Below are 14979 nucleotides of genomic sequence, written 5' to 3' on the forward strand. Positions count from 1 at the left end.
GGGGGGGGGGCGGGCCGTCGGTCAGCGGAGCCGTTGATTGCTATCGCACATAGTACCTACGGCACGCGGTGAATCCATCCCTCGGTCCCGAATTTGTGCTCCACCAGCTCCCGGGCGGCGGCGAGTTCGCTGTCTGAGACCTTACCAACACCGGCCGAGTAGCGTTGCGTGAACGTGCGGGTCAGCGCCGAAATCACGTCCCGGCGGGCCAGCCCCGTCTGGCGTCGCAACGGGTCCACGCGCTTCTTCGCGGAGCGGGTGCCCTTGTCCGAGAGCTTCTCCTTGCCGATGCGCAACACGTCCGTCATCTTCTCGGCGTCGATGTCGTAACTCATGGTCACGTGATGCACCATCCCGCCGTTGGCGAAGCGCTTCTGCGCCGCTCCCCCGATCTTGCCCTGGGGCGTGGCGATGTCGTTGAGTGGTACATAGAACGCCTCGACCCCCAGGTCCGCGAAGGCCTGCATGACCCACGCGTCCAGGAACGGGTAGGAATCCGCGAAACTTATCCCGTCCACCAGGGTCTGCGGCACGTACAGCGAGTACGTGATGCAGTTACCGGCCTCCATGAACATGGCCCCACCCCCGGAGACCCGGCGTACCACCTGTATCCCGTGACGCGCGGCCCCCTCCGGGTCCACCTCGTTGCGCACGGACTGGAACGATCCGATTACCACGGCGGGCTCGTCCCAGTCCCAGATCCGCAGCGTGGGATGGCGGTGTCCCGCGCCCACCTCCTTGGCGAGAACCTCGTCCAGTGCGAGGTTCTCGAGGGTGGGGCGCACCTGCGCGGGGATCACCTCCCACGCGTGATCGGACCAGCTCGTGGCCCGGTCCAGCGCGCGGCGCACCGCGATCACCACGGCGCGTGCGTCGAAGCCGAACAGCACGGCGTCGCGCGGCACGGCCGCCTCGATCCGCTTGACCATGTCCTGCGGCGACGTGTCCTCGGCCAGACCGGTCAGAGCCGCATTGATGTCCGCGAGCGCCTCGTCCGGTTCCAGGAAGAAGTCCCCGTTGATGGACACGTTCTCCAGGTGTCCGTCCGTGACGTCGAAGTCCGCGACCACCAGTTTCCCGCCGGGGACCTTGTACTCCCCGTGTGCGCTCGTCGTGTTCATTCACTGACCTCCGCTGCGTGTGGTGGCCCGGGGCACCCCCGGTGTGGCCTTCGGGGTGGGGGTCCCGTCCCCGGAGGGCGACGCGGTGGCGCTCGGCCGGGCCGTGGCGTGTTCCGTCTCGATGGTAAGCACTGTGGTGGTGCCGGCGGGCAGCGAAACCGCGAACGACGTCGCTCCCGACCGCACCCCAGCGACCTCGGGTCGGTCGGCGGGCGGGGTGATGGGCAGGCCGTAGCCGTCCACGCTCACCGCGCCGTCGGCCGAGGAGCGTAGTGCGTTCTCCACGCTCAGGTGCACGCGCGGGTCCGCGGGGTACGACGACGTCGCCCCCGGTGCGGCGTCGTCCGTCGCCTGCTCCTCGGCTGTAGCGCCGTCGGGTGAGCCCGGGGCGTCCGCGGCGCCGCGCACCGGAGCGGTGGCGCGCCACGAGCCGCCGCGCAACTGGGACTGCGTGACGCGCTGCACCGGCCCGGGCGTGGTGACCGTGGTGGTGCGGGGGCCCGCGGTGGCCGGGTCCCGGAAGTCGGAGAGCACGAGCGAGGTGCTCCCGTCCGCGTGGGTCACCGCGAACGCCGTGAGGTCCTCGGACCCGGTGCGCGCCGGAGTCATGGTGCCCTGCGGAATGCTCGCGATCAACGCGAGCGCGAGGCCGTTGGCGCGCAGCCCGAAGCGTTCGCCGGGCGAGCCCACGGTGCCGTCCGAGCACAGCGGGGACATGGGCGGGCCACCGTGGCACGGGCCCAGGGACGAGTGCGCGGTGACCCGTTCCGCGGCGAGCGCCTGGACCCGGACGGAGTAGTCGGCCTGGTAGACGGCGGCGGCCAGGGTCTCCGTGATCTGGTTCCCGCCGGGGCACGAGGACAGCGAGGTCTCGGTGATCCACAGCGGTACGCGGTGCTCGTCCGCCACGGAGCGGGCGCGGGAGACCAGGGCGTCCACGCGCTCGCGGGTCTGCGGGGCCACCGCGTTGGTCACCGTGGGCTTCTGCCGGGCCCACCGCGTCCCACACTCGGAGAGTGGGTATTGGTGCAGTGCGAGCGCGAAGGGAGCCGTGCCCGGGGCCTCGGCGGCGACTTCCCACCACGGATCGGAATAGGCCCCCGGTGCCACGATGCGCAGGTGCGGAACCTTCCGGTGCACCGCGCGGGCGTAGGCGGTGAGTTGACGAGCGTAGACCGTCCGGTTCCACTCCGGTCCCTTGACGTTGAGGGGATCGTCCGAGCCCCGGTGAAACCCGTTGGGCTCGTTACCGATCATCAGCCCCACGAGCCGGTCCCCGAACGCCGCACGCGCGTGTGCGGCCAGATCCGCTGCCCGGTCCGGGTCGTAGCGAGCCAGGTTGGCGCTCAGGATCACGGACGTACCCGTGCGGTGCGCGAGTGCCGCGACGCGTTCCAGGTCCGCCGGGGTGACCTTCGTGATCTTCTCCCCCTTGTTCAGGGGCCAATTGGTGGGGATCGGTTCGTCGGTCGAGGTGAAGAAGAAGCGCCGGTCCGTGGAGTTGCCACCGAAGCGCAGGGTCGGTTCATGGAGGGACTGCAGGATCGAGATGAGGTCGTGATTGTCCTCCCCCAACCGAGGGTCCGCCAGATCCGTGGACTCCAAGGACAGCCCCACGGAACCGTGCCGGTAGTCCTCGTCCCCGGGACTCGTCCGGCCCAGCGTCACCCGCGCGGTGGGATCGTCCTTGCGGGGTGCACTGCCCGGATAGGTCTCGGGGAGGTCCCGGGCGGCCGCCACGAGGCCCGGGTCCACGGCATGCAACGGCGCATTGCGGACCACCCCGGGAACGGGTCCGGTGGGCTCGGGTGCGGGCTTTGCGGACGGGTCGGGCTGCGGTCCCGCGCAGGCGGTCGCGCACAACAGGACGGTGCTCAGGACGGCGAGCGCGCGGCGTCGTACCGGGAGCGTGCGGTGTGGGAGGGACGATGTGCTCGGCCCGGAGAGCGCGGGGGTCTGCGACGAACGGGACGGATCGGGTGACGGTGCGGTGCGCCCGGGGGTGACGGGAGGGCGGGGGGAGGTCCTCACGGGCCCAGTCTAGCGGGGTGCGCGCGGCCCGGATCGACTGTGCGCCGCTGCGGGCGTATCATGGTGCGTTGGTGTGCCCACGTTCGGGTGCGCCGCATCCGAGCAACGCCGTGCCTGGCAAAATCCAGGCACCTACAGAAGGTTGACACCATGAAGGCTGACATTCACCCGGATTATCACCCGGTCCTGTTCCGCGATCTCGCGTCCGGCAAGGTCGTGCTGACCCGTTCCACCGCCACCTCCTCCAAGACGGAGACGTGGGAGGACGGCAACGAGTACCCCATCATCGAGGTGGAGATCTCCTCCGAGTCGCACCCGTTCTACACCGGCAAGCAGCGCATCATGGACTCCGCCGGCCGTGTGGAGCGCTTCAACCAGCGGTTCGCGAACTTCGGGAAGTCCGGCAAGTAAGTCCGAACTTCTCCCCCGACGCCCGGTCCACCTTTCGGTGGGCCGGGCGTCGTCGTGTGCGGGCACGTGACGACATGAAACATGTAATCGTCATCAAAATGTGATCTCTCCCCTAGGATGGTCGAGGCTCTATCCCCCCAGGTTCCGGTGCTCCCCCCTCTTTCGTGCCGGGACCACCGAAAGGTCTCCCCCACCTATGAGTTCTGCACACCTGCACTCCCCCCTGCCCCCTGCCACAACTCCCCCGTCGACTGGTTCCATGGGCGCCTTGGTGCGCCGCGCGGTCCTGCCTCTCGCGGTCACCGCCGCATTGGCACTGACCGCACAACCCGCCGTGGCCGCGCCCACCAACCCGGCCGCCGGCCCGGACGCCCCCGCCGCCACGGTGCCCTCCGATCCGCCCACCGAATCCGATCGCGTGATCGTGAAGTTCCGCGACACGGCGGCCCCGGAGGCCGCCAAGGAGAAGGTCGTGGACACCGCCGCCCAACAGGCACTGGGTGACACCAAGACCCCCGAGGTCGAGGAACACGTCAAGCAGACCACCGCGCAAGCGGACGTCATCAAACTGGACCGCGAGTTGGACGAGTCCGAGCAGAAGGACCTCGTGCGCGAGATCGAGGCCAATCCCGCCGTCGAATACGCGGAAGCAGACCGGCTCGCCTCCGTGTCCTGGGTGCCCAACGACACCTATACCCAGTTCCAGTGGAGCCTGCTCCCCCAGCAGGGCGGCGTGAACTTCCCCGCCGCGTGGGACATGTCCCGCGGCAACGGACAGACCATCGCCGTGCTGGACACCGGGATCACCCCGCACGGGGACCTGGACTCCAAGGTGGTGCCCGGACGGGACTTCATCAACGACACGAACCTCTCCCGAGACTACGACCTGCGTGACGCCAACCCCCGCGACGAGGGCGACTGGAGTGCTCCCGGCGAGTGCTCCGCCGGAGCCCGCAACTCCTCGTGGCACGGGACCCACGTGGCCGGTCTCGCCGCCGGTGTGACCCACAACGGGGCGGGGATCAGCGGCGCGGCACCCGGCGCCAAGATCCTCCCCGTGCGCGTGCTCGGCAAGTGCACCAACGGGTGGGTCTCGGACATCGCGGACGGCATCTCGTGGTCCGCGGGTGCTCCCGTGGCCGGACAGCCGGCCAACCGCAATCCCGCGTCCGTGATCAACCTGTCCCTGAACTACCCGGGCCAGTGCGGAACCACGATGCAAAACGCGATCAACACCGCGGTCAGCCGTAAGGTCCCCGTGGTCGTGGCCGCAGGCAACAACTCGGTCAACGCCGGTGGCACGGCTCCCGCCAACTGCGCGAACACCATCGTGGTGGGCGCCTCGGACACCACGGGCTACACCGCCGGCTACTCCAACACCGGCGCGGTCGTGGACATCCTGGCCCCGGGCGGGACCGCCGCCAACCCCATGCTCTCCACCTTCAACTCCGGCACCACGGTCCCGGGTGCTCCTACTTACGGCAACCTCTACGGGACCTCGATGGCCACCCCGCTGGTCTCCGGCACCGTGGCGCTCATGAAGCAGCGGGACCCCGGGATCACGCCCGCGCGGATCGAGCAGCTGCTGACCTCCACCGCGAGCGGCCCGCTGGGTTCGCTCAACCTGGACCCCGCCGCCGCCGTGCGCGCCGTCACGCCTCGCACCACCGTCCAGGCGTCCTACACCACCGCGGGTGGGATCGGTTCCAAGTGGCGTGCCACCGGTGGCGCCGCCAAGTGGGGCAACCCCGTGATGAACGAGGCCAACGCCGCCAACGGTGGTCGCTACCAGGAGTTCGTGAAGAACGGACGCAAGACCACCATTTACTGGAGCCGCTCCACGGGCGCCTACGTGGTGGAGAACCCCACGGCCATCGGTTCCAGGTTCATCGCCGCCGGCCGCGAGCGCGGCTACGGGTACCCCAGCTCGGACGAGCGCCGGGTCCCCGGCGGCGCCTACCAGCTCTTCCGCAACGGGTCCTCGCTCACCAAGGTGCTGTGGACCCCCGCCACGGGCCCTCATGCCGTGAAGGAGACCGGCGGGATCGGTGGCGCGTGGAAACGCGCGGGCTTCGAACGCGGATGGGGTTGGCCCGTCACGGACGAGTACCGCAGCGGCGGCGAGGTGCTCCAGCGCTTCTCCAACGGCGTGACCGCCCACTGGACCCCCCAGCGCGGCGTGTGGACCACCCGCTGACCCCTCCCCCGGTCGCCCCTCCCACGTGAGGGACATCGACAACGCCGCAGGGCGGTTCCCTTCCCGGGGAACCGCCCTGCGGTCATTCCCAGCCCTTATCCGCCGACGGCGCACTGCCACCTCTGCGCCTCGCGCAGCTCCCAGCTACCACCGCGCCGTCCAGCAACTCCGAGGCACTCCGAGGACACCCGGGCAACTCCTAGGCACTCCGAGGCCACGAAAGACCCCCGCGAATGGCCTCGGGGTGCCCAGAAACTCGTGGGTGGCCTTAGGGTGCCTGGAAGTTCATGGGTGGACATGCGGTGCGGGGCAGCAAGATGGGCCAGGATGGCACCCGGACGAAATCGCGACGGTCACCCTCGCGGGCGGGTCTCCCAGAACGCCACCGCGCTCGCCGCGGCCACGTTGAGCGAGTCCACGCCGTGGCTCATGGGGATGATCACGTGCCGCTCGGCGTGATGCAGCGTGGCCGCGCTCAGCCCCTGGCCCTCGGTCCCGAGGATCAACGCCAACTTCTCCGGGTGCTCGGCCGCGAGCTCGTCCACCGTGACGGCGTCGTCGGACAGGGCGAGGGCCGCCGTGAGGAACCCTGCATCCTTGACCTGCTGCAGATCCGCGGTCCAGTGCTCCAGGCGCACCCACGGGACCTGGAACACGGTTCCCATGGACACCCGCACGGCACGGCGGTAGAGCGGGTCGGCACAGCGCGGGGTGACCAGAACGGCGTCGACGTCCAGGGCCGCGGCGGAACGGAAGATCGCGCCCACATTGGTGTGGTCCACGATGTCCTCGAGGATCGCCACGCGCCGTGACCGTGCGAGGACCTCGGTGAGCTCGAGGGACTCGGGGCGCTGCATGGCCGCGATCGCGCCGCGATGCAGGTGGAACCCGGTGATCTGCTCGAGCACCTCGTCGGAGCCCACGTACACGGGCACGTCGTAGCGTTCGAGCACGTCGCGCAGCCCCTCAACCCACTTTTCGGCCATAAAGAACGAGCGCGGCCGGTGGCCGGCGTCGAGCGCTCTCCGCAGCACCTTGGACGATTCCGCGAGGTAGAGCCCGCGCTCGGGTTCCAGCCGACGCCGCAGGGCCACGTCCGTGAGGCTCGTGTAGTCGGACACGCGCGGGTCCGCGGGGTCGGTCAGCGGGACGATGCGTTCGGACAGGGGCGCGGGAGTGCTCACGGACATCCTGGGAATCGGAGGAACAAGGCTTTGAACGGACTGGGTTTCGGAAGAACGGGACCCGTCGGACGACAGGAGGGGGGACGAGGAAGGGTCAGAACAACTGGGAAACCATGTTGGTCAGCGCCACGAGACCGAGGACCACGATCACGGCACGCAGCGCCACCGGGGACAGCCGCTTACCGATCTTGGCGCCCAGCCACGACCCCAGAGTGGAGCTCAGGGCGATGAACACCACGACCCACCAGTTGATCCGGTCGAATGCGAGCAGCACGTAGGACACCGCCGCCACGATGTTCACCGCCGCGACCAGGGCGTTCTTGACCGCGTTCGCCGATTGCAGCGGGGCCAGCAGGAACACACCCAGGATGCCCACGAGCAACACGCCCTGCGCGGCCACGAAGTACCCGCCGTAGATGCCTGCGAAAAACACGAGCACGTACAACATCAAGGGTTGCTTGGACCGGTCCACGGCCTCGGTGTCCGTGGCCGTCTCCCCCGCCTGCGGGGCATCCAGGCCGCCGGCCGCGGCGTCCCGGGCCTGACGTTCCTTGCGCTCGCGGACCTTGGCCTGGAGCGTGGGTTGGAATACCACGAACAGCAGCGCGACCACGATCAGCACGGGCGCGGCCACACCGAAGACTTCCTCGGGCAGGTGCAGCAGCAGGGAAGCGCCGATCACACCGCCCAGGATCGAGCACGGCAGCAGTTTCAACAGCGTGCGGGTCAGCCCACGCAGTTCACTGCGGTAGCTCCACGCGCCGGTGAGGTTACCGGCGATCAGCCCCATGGCGTTGGACATGGACGCCGTGACCGGGGGAACCCCCATGGTCACGAGCACCGGGAACGTCACGAGCGTGCCGGACCCCACGATGGTGTTGATCGTCCCGGCCCATAACCCGGCCACGAGGATCAGCAGCACCTGCCACCACTCGAAGCCCACGGTCCCGCCGGAACCGAAGAACTCCGCGGGGACCATGGCGGAAGACAGTGTCAGCATGGAGGCGGATCAGCGGGCGAACGCCGCGTAACGATCGGCCACGCGCACCAGCTTGAGGGGCATGTCGAAGGTGTGGGAGAGATTCTTCTGCGTCATCACCTGCGCCACCGGACCGGCTGCCACGATGGCACCCTCACGCAGCAACAGCGCGTGGGTGAACCCGTCCGGGACCTCCTCGAGGTGGTGGGTCACCATGACCGTGGCCGGGGCGGCCTCGTCCCGGGCGAGTTCATCGAGACGCTGCACGAGCTTCTCGCGCCCGCCCACATCCAGACCGGCGGCGGGTTCGTCGAGCAACAACAGTTCGGGGTCGGTCATCAGGGCGCGGGCGATCAGAACACGCTTGCGCTCGCCCTCGGACAAGGTGCCGTACGTGCGCTCGCGCAGGGTCCCCAAGCCCCAGGCCTCGAGCAGTTCCTCACTGCGCTGGACGTCGGCGTCGTCGTACTCCTCGCGCCAGCGCCCCGTGACGCCGTAGGCCGCGGTGAGCACCACGTTGGCCACGGTCTCCGCATGCGGGATCTGACCGGCCAGGGGTGCGGAGCTCACACCGATCCGCGGGCGCAGCTCGAAGACGTCCACCGCGCCGAGGATCTCGTCGAGGATGTCCACCATGCCGCGCGTGGGGTGCAACCGGGCGGCGGCGATCGACAACAGCGTGGACTTACCCGCGCCGTTGGGGCCCAGGATGACCCACCGTTCCCCGTCCCGCACGGTCCAGTTCACGCCGTCCAACAGGGTCTTCTCGCCGCGGACCACCGTGACGTCCACCAGATCAAGCACTGAACTCATGACGGCAACTCTAGTGCCCCGCGCGCGCCGGTTCGCGGTCCGGCGCTCCGTGGCAGCCCGGCTCGGTCACAGATCCAGGAAGAAGCGCAGGGCGTCCAGGTTGGGGATGCTCACCTGGGTGTCCGCGACCTCCCGCAGCGCGGGCTTGGCCCGGTACGCCACGGACAGCCCGGCTGCGCGGGCCATGTCGATGTCGTTGGCGCCGTCCCCCACGGCCATGACGTCCTCCGGTGCCACGCCCAATTCCTGGGCCCATTGCCCCATGACCTCCGCCTTCATGGCGCGGTCCACGATGCGCCCAGCCACGCGTCCCGTGAGCACGCCGTCCTGGACCTCGAGCTCGTTAGCGGCCGCGCGGGTGAGTTCCAGGTGCGCCGCGAGCGGGTCCAGCACCTGGCTGAAGCCGCCCGAGACCGCGGCCACCGCGTGTCCCTCGCGCAGCAGGGTCTGCACGAGCACCTTGGCTCCGGGTGAGAGCCGTACGGCGGCAGCGACGTCGTCGATCGCCGAGGCGGGCAGTCCCTCCAGGACGGCCACGCGCTCGCGCAGGGACGCCGCGAAGTCGATCTCACCGCGCATCGCGCGTTCCGTGACCGCGGCGACCTCCGCCTCGCGGCCCACGTGGGCGGCGAGCAGTTCGATGACCTCCTGGCGGATGAGCGTGGAATCCACGTCCAGCACCACGAGCTTCTTGCGGGACTGGTCGAACCAGGTGTGCGGCACCACGTTGAGGTCGATCCCCGGCAGCAACTGCCGCTGCGGGTCCGGTTGCAAGGCGCGGCGCAACTGCTGCGGGTCCTCGGTCTGCACGCGCACGGTCAGGGCGTTGTAGCCCTCCACGTCCGCAGCCTGCCCGTCCGACGCGGTCCCCGTGACCCGCACCCAGTTGTGCGTCTCGACCACGGCACCGGCACGTTCCACGGCGTCGAGGACGGCTTCGGTGGCACCGTCCTCCGGGGACACGGCCAGGGCGACGACAGCACAGTTCTGGGACATGGTCGCAGTTTATCGGCCCCGCGGAAGCGCGCACAAAGAAGGCACCGGCACGACGCCGCTCGGCCCGTTCCCGGGCCGCGGGCACGTAAGCCGTGCGGCGTTAGGAAGGCTTAGCGCGGCGTCGTCGGCAGGGCGCGGTGCTTCCCGGGGGTGCCCACGCGCGAGGGCCACCACGAGCGGGGGCCGATGTCCAGGGCCAGGGCGGGCACCAGCAGCGAGCGCACGATGATCGTGTCCATGAGCACGCCGATCGTCACGATGATGGCCAGCTGCACCAGGAACAGGATGGGCAGCACGGCCAGCGCGGCGAACGTCGCGGCCAGCACGATGCCCGCGGAGGTGATGACCCCGCCGGTGGTGATGAGTCCGGCCAGCACGCCCTTGCGGTGGCCCGCGGTGACGACTTCCTCGCGCACGCGGCTCATGAGGAAGATGTTGTAGTCGATCCCCAGCGCCACGAGGAACACGAAGCTGAACAGTGGCACGGTGGGGTCTGCCTGGTTGATGTCCATGAGGTGGAATACCAGGGTGGCCACGCCGAGCGCGGAGACGAAGGACAGGACGGTGGTGGCGATCAACAGCACGGGCATCAGGATGCTGCGCAGCAACACCATGAGGATGAGCAGGATCACCACCAGGATGATGGGGATGATCAGCGCACGGTCGCGTTCGGACGCGGCGATCGTGTCCACCTGCACGGCGGTGGTCCCGCCGATCTTGGCGTCGGGGGTGATCCCGGCGAGGTCGTCGCGCAACCGGGTGACCGTGGCCTGGGCTTCTTCCGAGTCGGACGCGTAGGTGAGGGTCGCCTGGATCAGCACGTCCCCGTTGCTCACGGTGGGTTCTGCGTTCGCCAGGGGTCCGCCCTGCGGCGTGGGGTACGGCAGGGTCCCGCTCGGGGAGTCCTGGGCGGTGAACGCGACGGACGCGACGTCGTCGTCCTGGGACAACCGTTCGGCGACCGCCTGGGCGTCCTCCTGCGGGGCCAGGACGTACACGGGATCCCCCGCGCCGCCCGGGAAGTGACGCTCGATGACCGCGAGACCGTCGCGCGCCTCGGACTCCCCCAACACGAATTCCGACTGCGGGACGCCGTCCGCGTCGAGCTGGCTCGCGCCCACGGCGGCGGCCCCCAGCACGAAGGCGCACACGAGCCACACAGCGCGCGACCTACGGTCCACGAGGCGCGCGACCGCGGGCCACAGGCCCTTGTGGTCGTAGGGGTTCATGGCCTGCTCGTGGGTCTCGGGGTTCTCGTCCACGCGCGGCATCTTGGGCCACAGGGCCACCCGGCCGAACAGGGCGAGCAGCGCCGGCAGCAGCGTGAGACCGGCGAGGATCGCGAAGACCACACCCATGGCGGTGGCCGGGCCCACGCCGCGGTTGGAGGTCAGGGCGGAGAACAGCAGGCACAACAGACCCGCGATGACCGTGATCCCGGACGCCAGCACGGCGGGCACGGTGCCCTTCCAAGCCATGCGGGTCGCGGTCCAGCGCGACGGCGTGTGGTGCAGGGCCTCGCGGAACCGCGCGGTGTAGAGCAGCCCGTAGTCGGTGGCCGCACCGATCACCACGATCGACATGATCCCCTGCGTCTGCCCGCTGAGATCGATCCAGCCCTGCCGGGCCAGGAAGTAGACGGTGATGATCGCCCCGCACAGCGCCGCCACGCTCGTGAGCAGCACCAGGAACGGCAGCAGCGGCGAGCGGTAGACGATCACCAGGATCACGAGCACCGCAACGAGCGCGACGATCAGCAGCAGCCCGTCGATCCCTGCGAACGCCGCCGAGAGGTCCGCCACGAGTCCCGCCGGACCCGTCACGGCCACCGAGAGTCCCTCGGGGGTGTCCTCGGCCAGTCGCTCCCGCAGGTGTTCGACCACGGTGCCGGTGTCCGCCTCCGAGCTCACCAGGGCGATGATCTCCACCGCCTTGCCGTCCTCGCTCGGGATGGGCGGGGAGACCTCCAGGACGTCCTTGATCTCACCCAGGGCCTGCGCGTTCGTCCCGATCGCGCGCAGTTGCCGCGGCGTGATCTCGTCCTCGGACTCCATGACCACGATGGCCGGCACCCCGTCCGAGTCCTGGAACTCCCCGAGCCGGTCCTGGACCTGCGTGGCCTGCGAGTCCACGGGCAGGAAGTCCGCCTGCGAGTTGGAGACCACGTCCGAGAGCTTGCCGAACGTGGGCCCGCCCACGCCCATGACCCCCAGCCACGCGAGCACGAGCACCACGGGGATCAGCCATCGCACCCATCCCGGCCGCTTCCCGCCCGCCTCCGGACCGACGCTCTTGGCGTCATCTGCGGGCTCGGGGACGGGGCGGGTGGGGCTACTGGGCATCTCTCACCTGTGGGGTCTCGGTGCGGGGGTCACCGGTCGTGCCCTCGCGGGGCCGATTCCGATGACGACGCCGCGTTGCGGGCAGCTGCTCCCATCGTAGGGGTTACACCCGTCACCTTCGCGGTCATCGGGGGCCACGAACGCCCGCCCGTGGATGCTGGTCGTACAGTGGGTGCCCGTGGCCACCCGTTTCCACCCCGAACCCTCCCCGGACGACTCCTCGACCGGGGAGGCGTCGCGCGCATCCTCCGGCCCGGACGACGGCGACTCGATGAGCAGCTGGGTCACGTGGGCCCGTAACGCCGCACTGATCCTGGTGCTCGTGCTCATGGTGTGGCTCGCGTTCACCGTGCACCTGCCGAGCCAGGCCGAACTCGAGGCCACGATCGACGGCTACGGCTGGGCCGGCTGGCTCGTGTTCATCCTCATCTACGCGATCGTGGCGGTGACGCCCATCCCCGTGACGATCATGGCAGTCACGGCCGGGGTGCTCTTCGGTGCGACCCTGGGCAGCGTGTTCTCCGTCGTGGCCGCGCTGATCGGCGGCTGGGGTGGCTATTGGCTCGCCCGGGGACTCGGGAAACACACGACCCGCAAGATCATGGGCAAGCACGCGGACACCGTGGAGAACTACCTCACGGGCGCGGGCTTCGAGGCGGTAGCGACGCTGCGCTTGGCCCCCGGGATCCCCTATTGGCCGGTCAACTACGGATGCGGTGCGCTGGGGATCCCCCAGAGCGTGTTCCTCTCCGCGAGTGCCCTGACCGTGATCCCCGGACAGGTGGCCCTCGTGGGGCTGGGGGCGCTGGTCACGGATCCCACGTGGCCGCACCTGATCGTGTTCGGCGTGGCGTGCCTGGTGAGCGTGGTGGCCACGATCATCGCGTTCCGCCGCTGGCGCTCGGTGGCCGCGCAGAACCGCCGAGCGGAAGAATCCGCGGAGGGTAGTGCGGATACCTGACCACACGGGCGGGCATGCGAAAAGCCCCCGACCCGGAACTCATGTCTCCGGATCGGGGGCTTCCCGAATCGTGTGCGCGAGGGGGGACTTGAACCCCCACCCTCTAATACGAGGACTAGCACCTCAAGCTAGCGCGTCTGCCTATTCCGCCACCCGCGCAGATGTCCGAACCGCGGCGTTTCCGATCTCCCGGAAACCTTCTCGGCCCGTGGCAACGACAAGAAACCTACCACAGTTGCGCGGTCCGTTCGAACTGGACCGGCGCCCGGACCGTGCACCCCGCGGGAGCACGGTCCGGTGCGGGTACTACTGACCGGCCTGCGCCAGGAAGTCCTCCGCGCCGCCCACGAGTTCCACGTGACCGGTGGGGACGTCCGCCGTGACCATCGCGGCGATCTCCTGGGCGAACTCGTTGACCGTGTAGAGCTTGCCGGCGGCCTCGCGGCGCTCGTCCAGGGCTCCCGGGCGGGCCCGGTTGAGCAGCGTGGCCGTGACGGTGCCCTCGATCATGTCCGCGGAGACCACCACGAAGCCGATGCCCTTGTCCTGCAGCTCGGGCACACGCGCGGTGAGGGTGTCCTCCCCGGCGCGCTTGGACTTGGCCACGGCCTCGTACTCGGGCATGGTCTCCACGTCGTTGATGAAGTGCGCCTGGTGGCTCGTGACGAATACCACGCGGCCACCCTCGGGCAGCACTCGCAGGGCCTCGGTGAGGGTGTCGTTCTGGGCGTCACGGTTCAGCCGCAGGGCGTAGTCCTCGCCCATCTCGGTCTCCATGCCCCCGGAGGCGTTGAGGATCAGCACGTCCACGCCACCGAACTCGTCCACGGCGGCACGGAACAGGCCCGCGCGGGACTCGGCATCCGTGATGTCCGCCTGCACGGCGATCGCGTGGCCGCCGGCCTCCGTGATCTCCTTGACCACCTTGTTGGCCCGGGGGGCCTTCTGACGGTAGTTGACCACCACGTTGGCGCCCTCACCGGCGAGGATCTTGGCGGTGTCCGCGCCCACCCCTCGCGAGGATCCGGTGATGACCACGGTCTTGCCTGCCACTGAACTCATGCGGTTTCTCCTTCGAGGGGTGCGGGTGCGGAAATCGGTGGGATCAGTGCCCCAGGCCCAACCCGCCGTCTACGGGGATGATAGCGCCGGAGACGTAAGCCGCGGCGTCGGAGGCAAGGTATTCCACCGCTCCGGCGACCTCTTCCACGTGCCCGAAACGCTGGGCGGGGATCATGGACAGGTAGTTGTCCTTGACCTCGTGGGAGAGCTCCTGGGTCATGGCGGTGTCGATGTAACCGGGGGCCACCACGTTGGCGGTGATCCCGCGGGAACCGAGTTCGCGGGTCACGGCGCGGGCCATGCCCACCAGGCCGGCCTTGGAGGACGCGTAGTTCACCTGACCCGGTGCGCCCGTGTACCCCACCACGGACGAGATGAAGATGATCCGGCCGTGCTTCAGCCGCATGAACCCCTTGGTCGCTCGCTGGACCACCCGGAACGCGCCGGTGAGGTTGGTGTCGATCACGTCCTGGAAATCGGCTTCCTTCATGCGCACCAACAGGGTGTCCTTGGTGACCCCGGCGTTCGCCACGAGCACCTCCACGGGACCGAACTTCCCCTCGATCTCCTTGAAGGCCGCGTTCACGGACGCCGAGTCGGTGACGTCCGCCTGGACGGTGTACGCGCCGTCGGGCCCGTCCCCACCGGAGCGCGAGGTGACCACCACGTTGTCCCCGGCGGCGATGAACCGTTCCGCGATCGCGCGGCCGATACCTCGATTGCCTCCGGTGACGAGCACGGTGCGAGCGGCGGAGGACTGGTCAGACATGGTGGAACCTTCCGTGGAGGGGCGGGCGCGGCGGGGGAAGCGCACCCTCGTATCAAGACATCACAGCATCCTAACCGGCCTCTGACCGGCGGACATCCCCCGCTTGGGCGCCA

General features: G+C 69.5%; 12 protein-coding genes and 1 tRNA gene. 3 read left to right on the forward strand and 10 right to left on the reverse strand.

The genetic code is table 11. From position 1 onward, the window contains the following. Positions 1-56: 56 nt before the first annotated feature. Positions 57-1121 carry a lipoyl protein ligase domain-containing protein gene (locus tag IE157_RS06795; protein WP_098053408.1) on the reverse strand — a complete coding sequence of 355 codons (1065 nt, stop codon included), beginning with the start codon at positions 1119-1121 and terminating at the stop codon, positions 57-59. Then, positions 1122-3152, reverse strand: a complete 2031-nt coding sequence (locus tag IE157_RS06800) for a hypothetical protein (protein ID WP_193519509.1) — start codon at positions 3150-3152, stop codon at positions 1122-1124. Between the two features lie 150 nt (positions 3153-3302). On the opposite strand from IE157_RS06800, the gene IE157_RS06805 reads away from it, so the two are divergent. Together IE157_RS06805 and IE157_RS06810 are read left to right on the forward strand one after the other, a co-directional pair. Then, a complete protein-coding gene (locus IE157_RS06805; protein WP_035962003.1) occupies positions 3303-3563 on the forward strand; it encodes a type B 50S ribosomal protein L31 in 261 nt (86 codons plus the stop codon). A gap of 259 nt (positions 3564-3822) precedes the next feature. Further along, positions 3823-5760 carry a S8 family serine peptidase gene (locus IE157_RS06810; protein WP_318281365.1) on the forward strand — a complete coding sequence of 646 codons (1938 nt, stop codon included), beginning with the start codon at positions 3823-3825 and terminating at the stop codon, positions 5758-5760. 353 nt (positions 5761-6113) lie between these two features. Here IE157_RS06810 and IE157_RS06815 read toward each other — a convergent pair whose 3' ends face one another. The 5 genes from IE157_RS06815 to IE157_RS06835 all read right to left on the reverse strand — a co-directional run bounded on the left by IE157_RS06815 (position 6114) and on the right by IE157_RS06835 (position 12074). Then, entirely contained in the window at positions 6114-6944 is an 831-nt protein-coding gene (locus IE157_RS06815) for a TrmH family RNA methyltransferase (RefSeq protein ID WP_318281366.1), read from the reverse strand. Between the two features lie 94 nt (positions 6945-7038). Then, positions 7039-7944 (reverse strand): sulfite exporter TauE/SafE family protein, encoded by a 906-nt coding sequence (locus IE157_RS06820; protein WP_193519511.1) that lies wholly within the window; start codon positions 7942-7944, stop codon positions 7039-7041. A gap of 9 nt (positions 7945-7953) precedes the next feature. Next, the gene (locus tag IE157_RS06825) at positions 7954-8736 is read right to left on the reverse strand and encodes an ABC transporter ATP-binding protein (protein WP_193519512.1); all 783 of its coding nucleotides are present in this window, start codon (positions 8734-8736) and stop codon (positions 7954-7956) included. 66 nt (positions 8737-8802) lie between these two features. After that, a complete protein-coding gene (serB, locus tag IE157_RS06830; RefSeq protein ID WP_193519513.1) occupies positions 8803-9732 on the reverse strand; it encodes a phosphoserine phosphatase SerB in 930 nt (309 codons plus the stop codon). 110 nt (positions 9733-9842) lie between these two features. After that, positions 9843-12074, reverse strand: coding sequence for an MMPL family transporter (locus tag IE157_RS06835; protein ID WP_193519514.1), 2232 nt, complete (start codon positions 12072-12074; stop codon positions 9843-9845). 178 nt (positions 12075-12252) lie between these two features. Between IE157_RS06835 and IE157_RS06840 the strand changes: the two genes are divergently transcribed. Beyond that, positions 12253-13035 carry a VTT domain-containing protein gene (locus tag IE157_RS06840; protein ID WP_162230153.1) on the forward strand — a complete coding sequence of 261 codons (783 nt, stop codon included), beginning with the start codon at positions 12253-12255 and terminating at the stop codon, positions 13033-13035. A 73-nt stretch (positions 13036-13108) separates the two neighbouring features. Here the strand turns inward: IE157_RS06840 and IE157_RS06845 are convergent. The 3 genes from IE157_RS06845 to fabG all read right to left on the reverse strand — a co-directional run bounded on the left by IE157_RS06845 (position 13109) and on the right by fabG (position 14866). Then, positions 13109-13194 (reverse strand) — tRNA-Leu (locus IE157_RS06845). Between the two features lie 147 nt (positions 13195-13341). Next, complete coding sequence (locus tag IE157_RS06850; protein WP_162230154.1) at positions 13342-14097, reverse strand: SDR family oxidoreductase; 756 nt, start codon at positions 14095-14097, stop codon at positions 13342-13344. A gap of 43 nt (positions 14098-14140) precedes the next feature. Further along, entirely contained in the window at positions 14141-14866 is a 726-nt protein-coding gene (gene fabG / locus IE157_RS06855; protein WP_162230155.1) for a 3-oxoacyl-ACP reductase FabG, read from the reverse strand. Positions 14867-14979: the final 113 nt, after the last annotated feature.

Origin of the sequence: Kocuria marina (assembly GCA_014652975.1) — a bacterium.
Classification (GTDB): Bacteria; Actinomycetota; Actinomycetes; order Actinomycetales; family Micrococcaceae; genus Kocuria; species Kocuria marina.

Excerpts from the sequence above, each read along its gene's own strand:
- IE157_RS06795 (WP_098053408.1), bottom strand. The coding sequence starts at position 1,121 with ATGAACACGACGAGCGCACACGGGGAGTACAAGGTCCCCGGCGGGAAA.
- IE157_RS06805 (WP_035962003.1), top strand. The coding sequence starts at position 3,303 with ATGAAGGCTGACATTCACCCGGATTATCACCCGGTCCTGTTCCGCGAT.
- IE157_RS06810 (WP_318281365.1), top strand. The coding sequence starts at position 3,823 with ATGGGCGCCTTGGTGCGCCGCGCGGTCCTGCCTCTCGCGGTCACCGCC.
- IE157_RS06820 (WP_193519511.1), bottom strand. The coding sequence starts at position 7,944 with ATGCTGACACTGTCTTCCGCCATGGTCCCCGCGGAGTTCTTCGGTTCC.
- IE157_RS06825 (WP_193519512.1), bottom strand. The coding sequence starts at position 8,736 with ATGAGTTCAGTGCTTGATCTGGTGGACGTCACGGTGGTCCGCGGCGAG.
- serB (WP_193519513.1), bottom strand. The coding sequence starts at position 9,732 with ATGTCCCAGAACTGTGCTGTCGTCGCCCTGGCCGTGTCCCCGGAGGAC.
- IE157_RS06835 (WP_193519514.1), bottom strand. The coding sequence starts at position 12,074 with ATGCCCAGTAGCCCCACCCGCCCCGTCCCCGAGCCCGCAGATGACGCC.
- IE157_RS06850 (WP_162230154.1), bottom strand. The coding sequence starts at position 14,097 with ATGAGTTCAGTGGCAGGCAAGACCGTGGTCATCACCGGATCCTCGCGA.
- fabG (WP_162230155.1), bottom strand. The coding sequence starts at position 14,866 with ATGTCTGACCAGTCCTCCGCCGCTCGCACCGTGCTCGTCACCGGAGGC.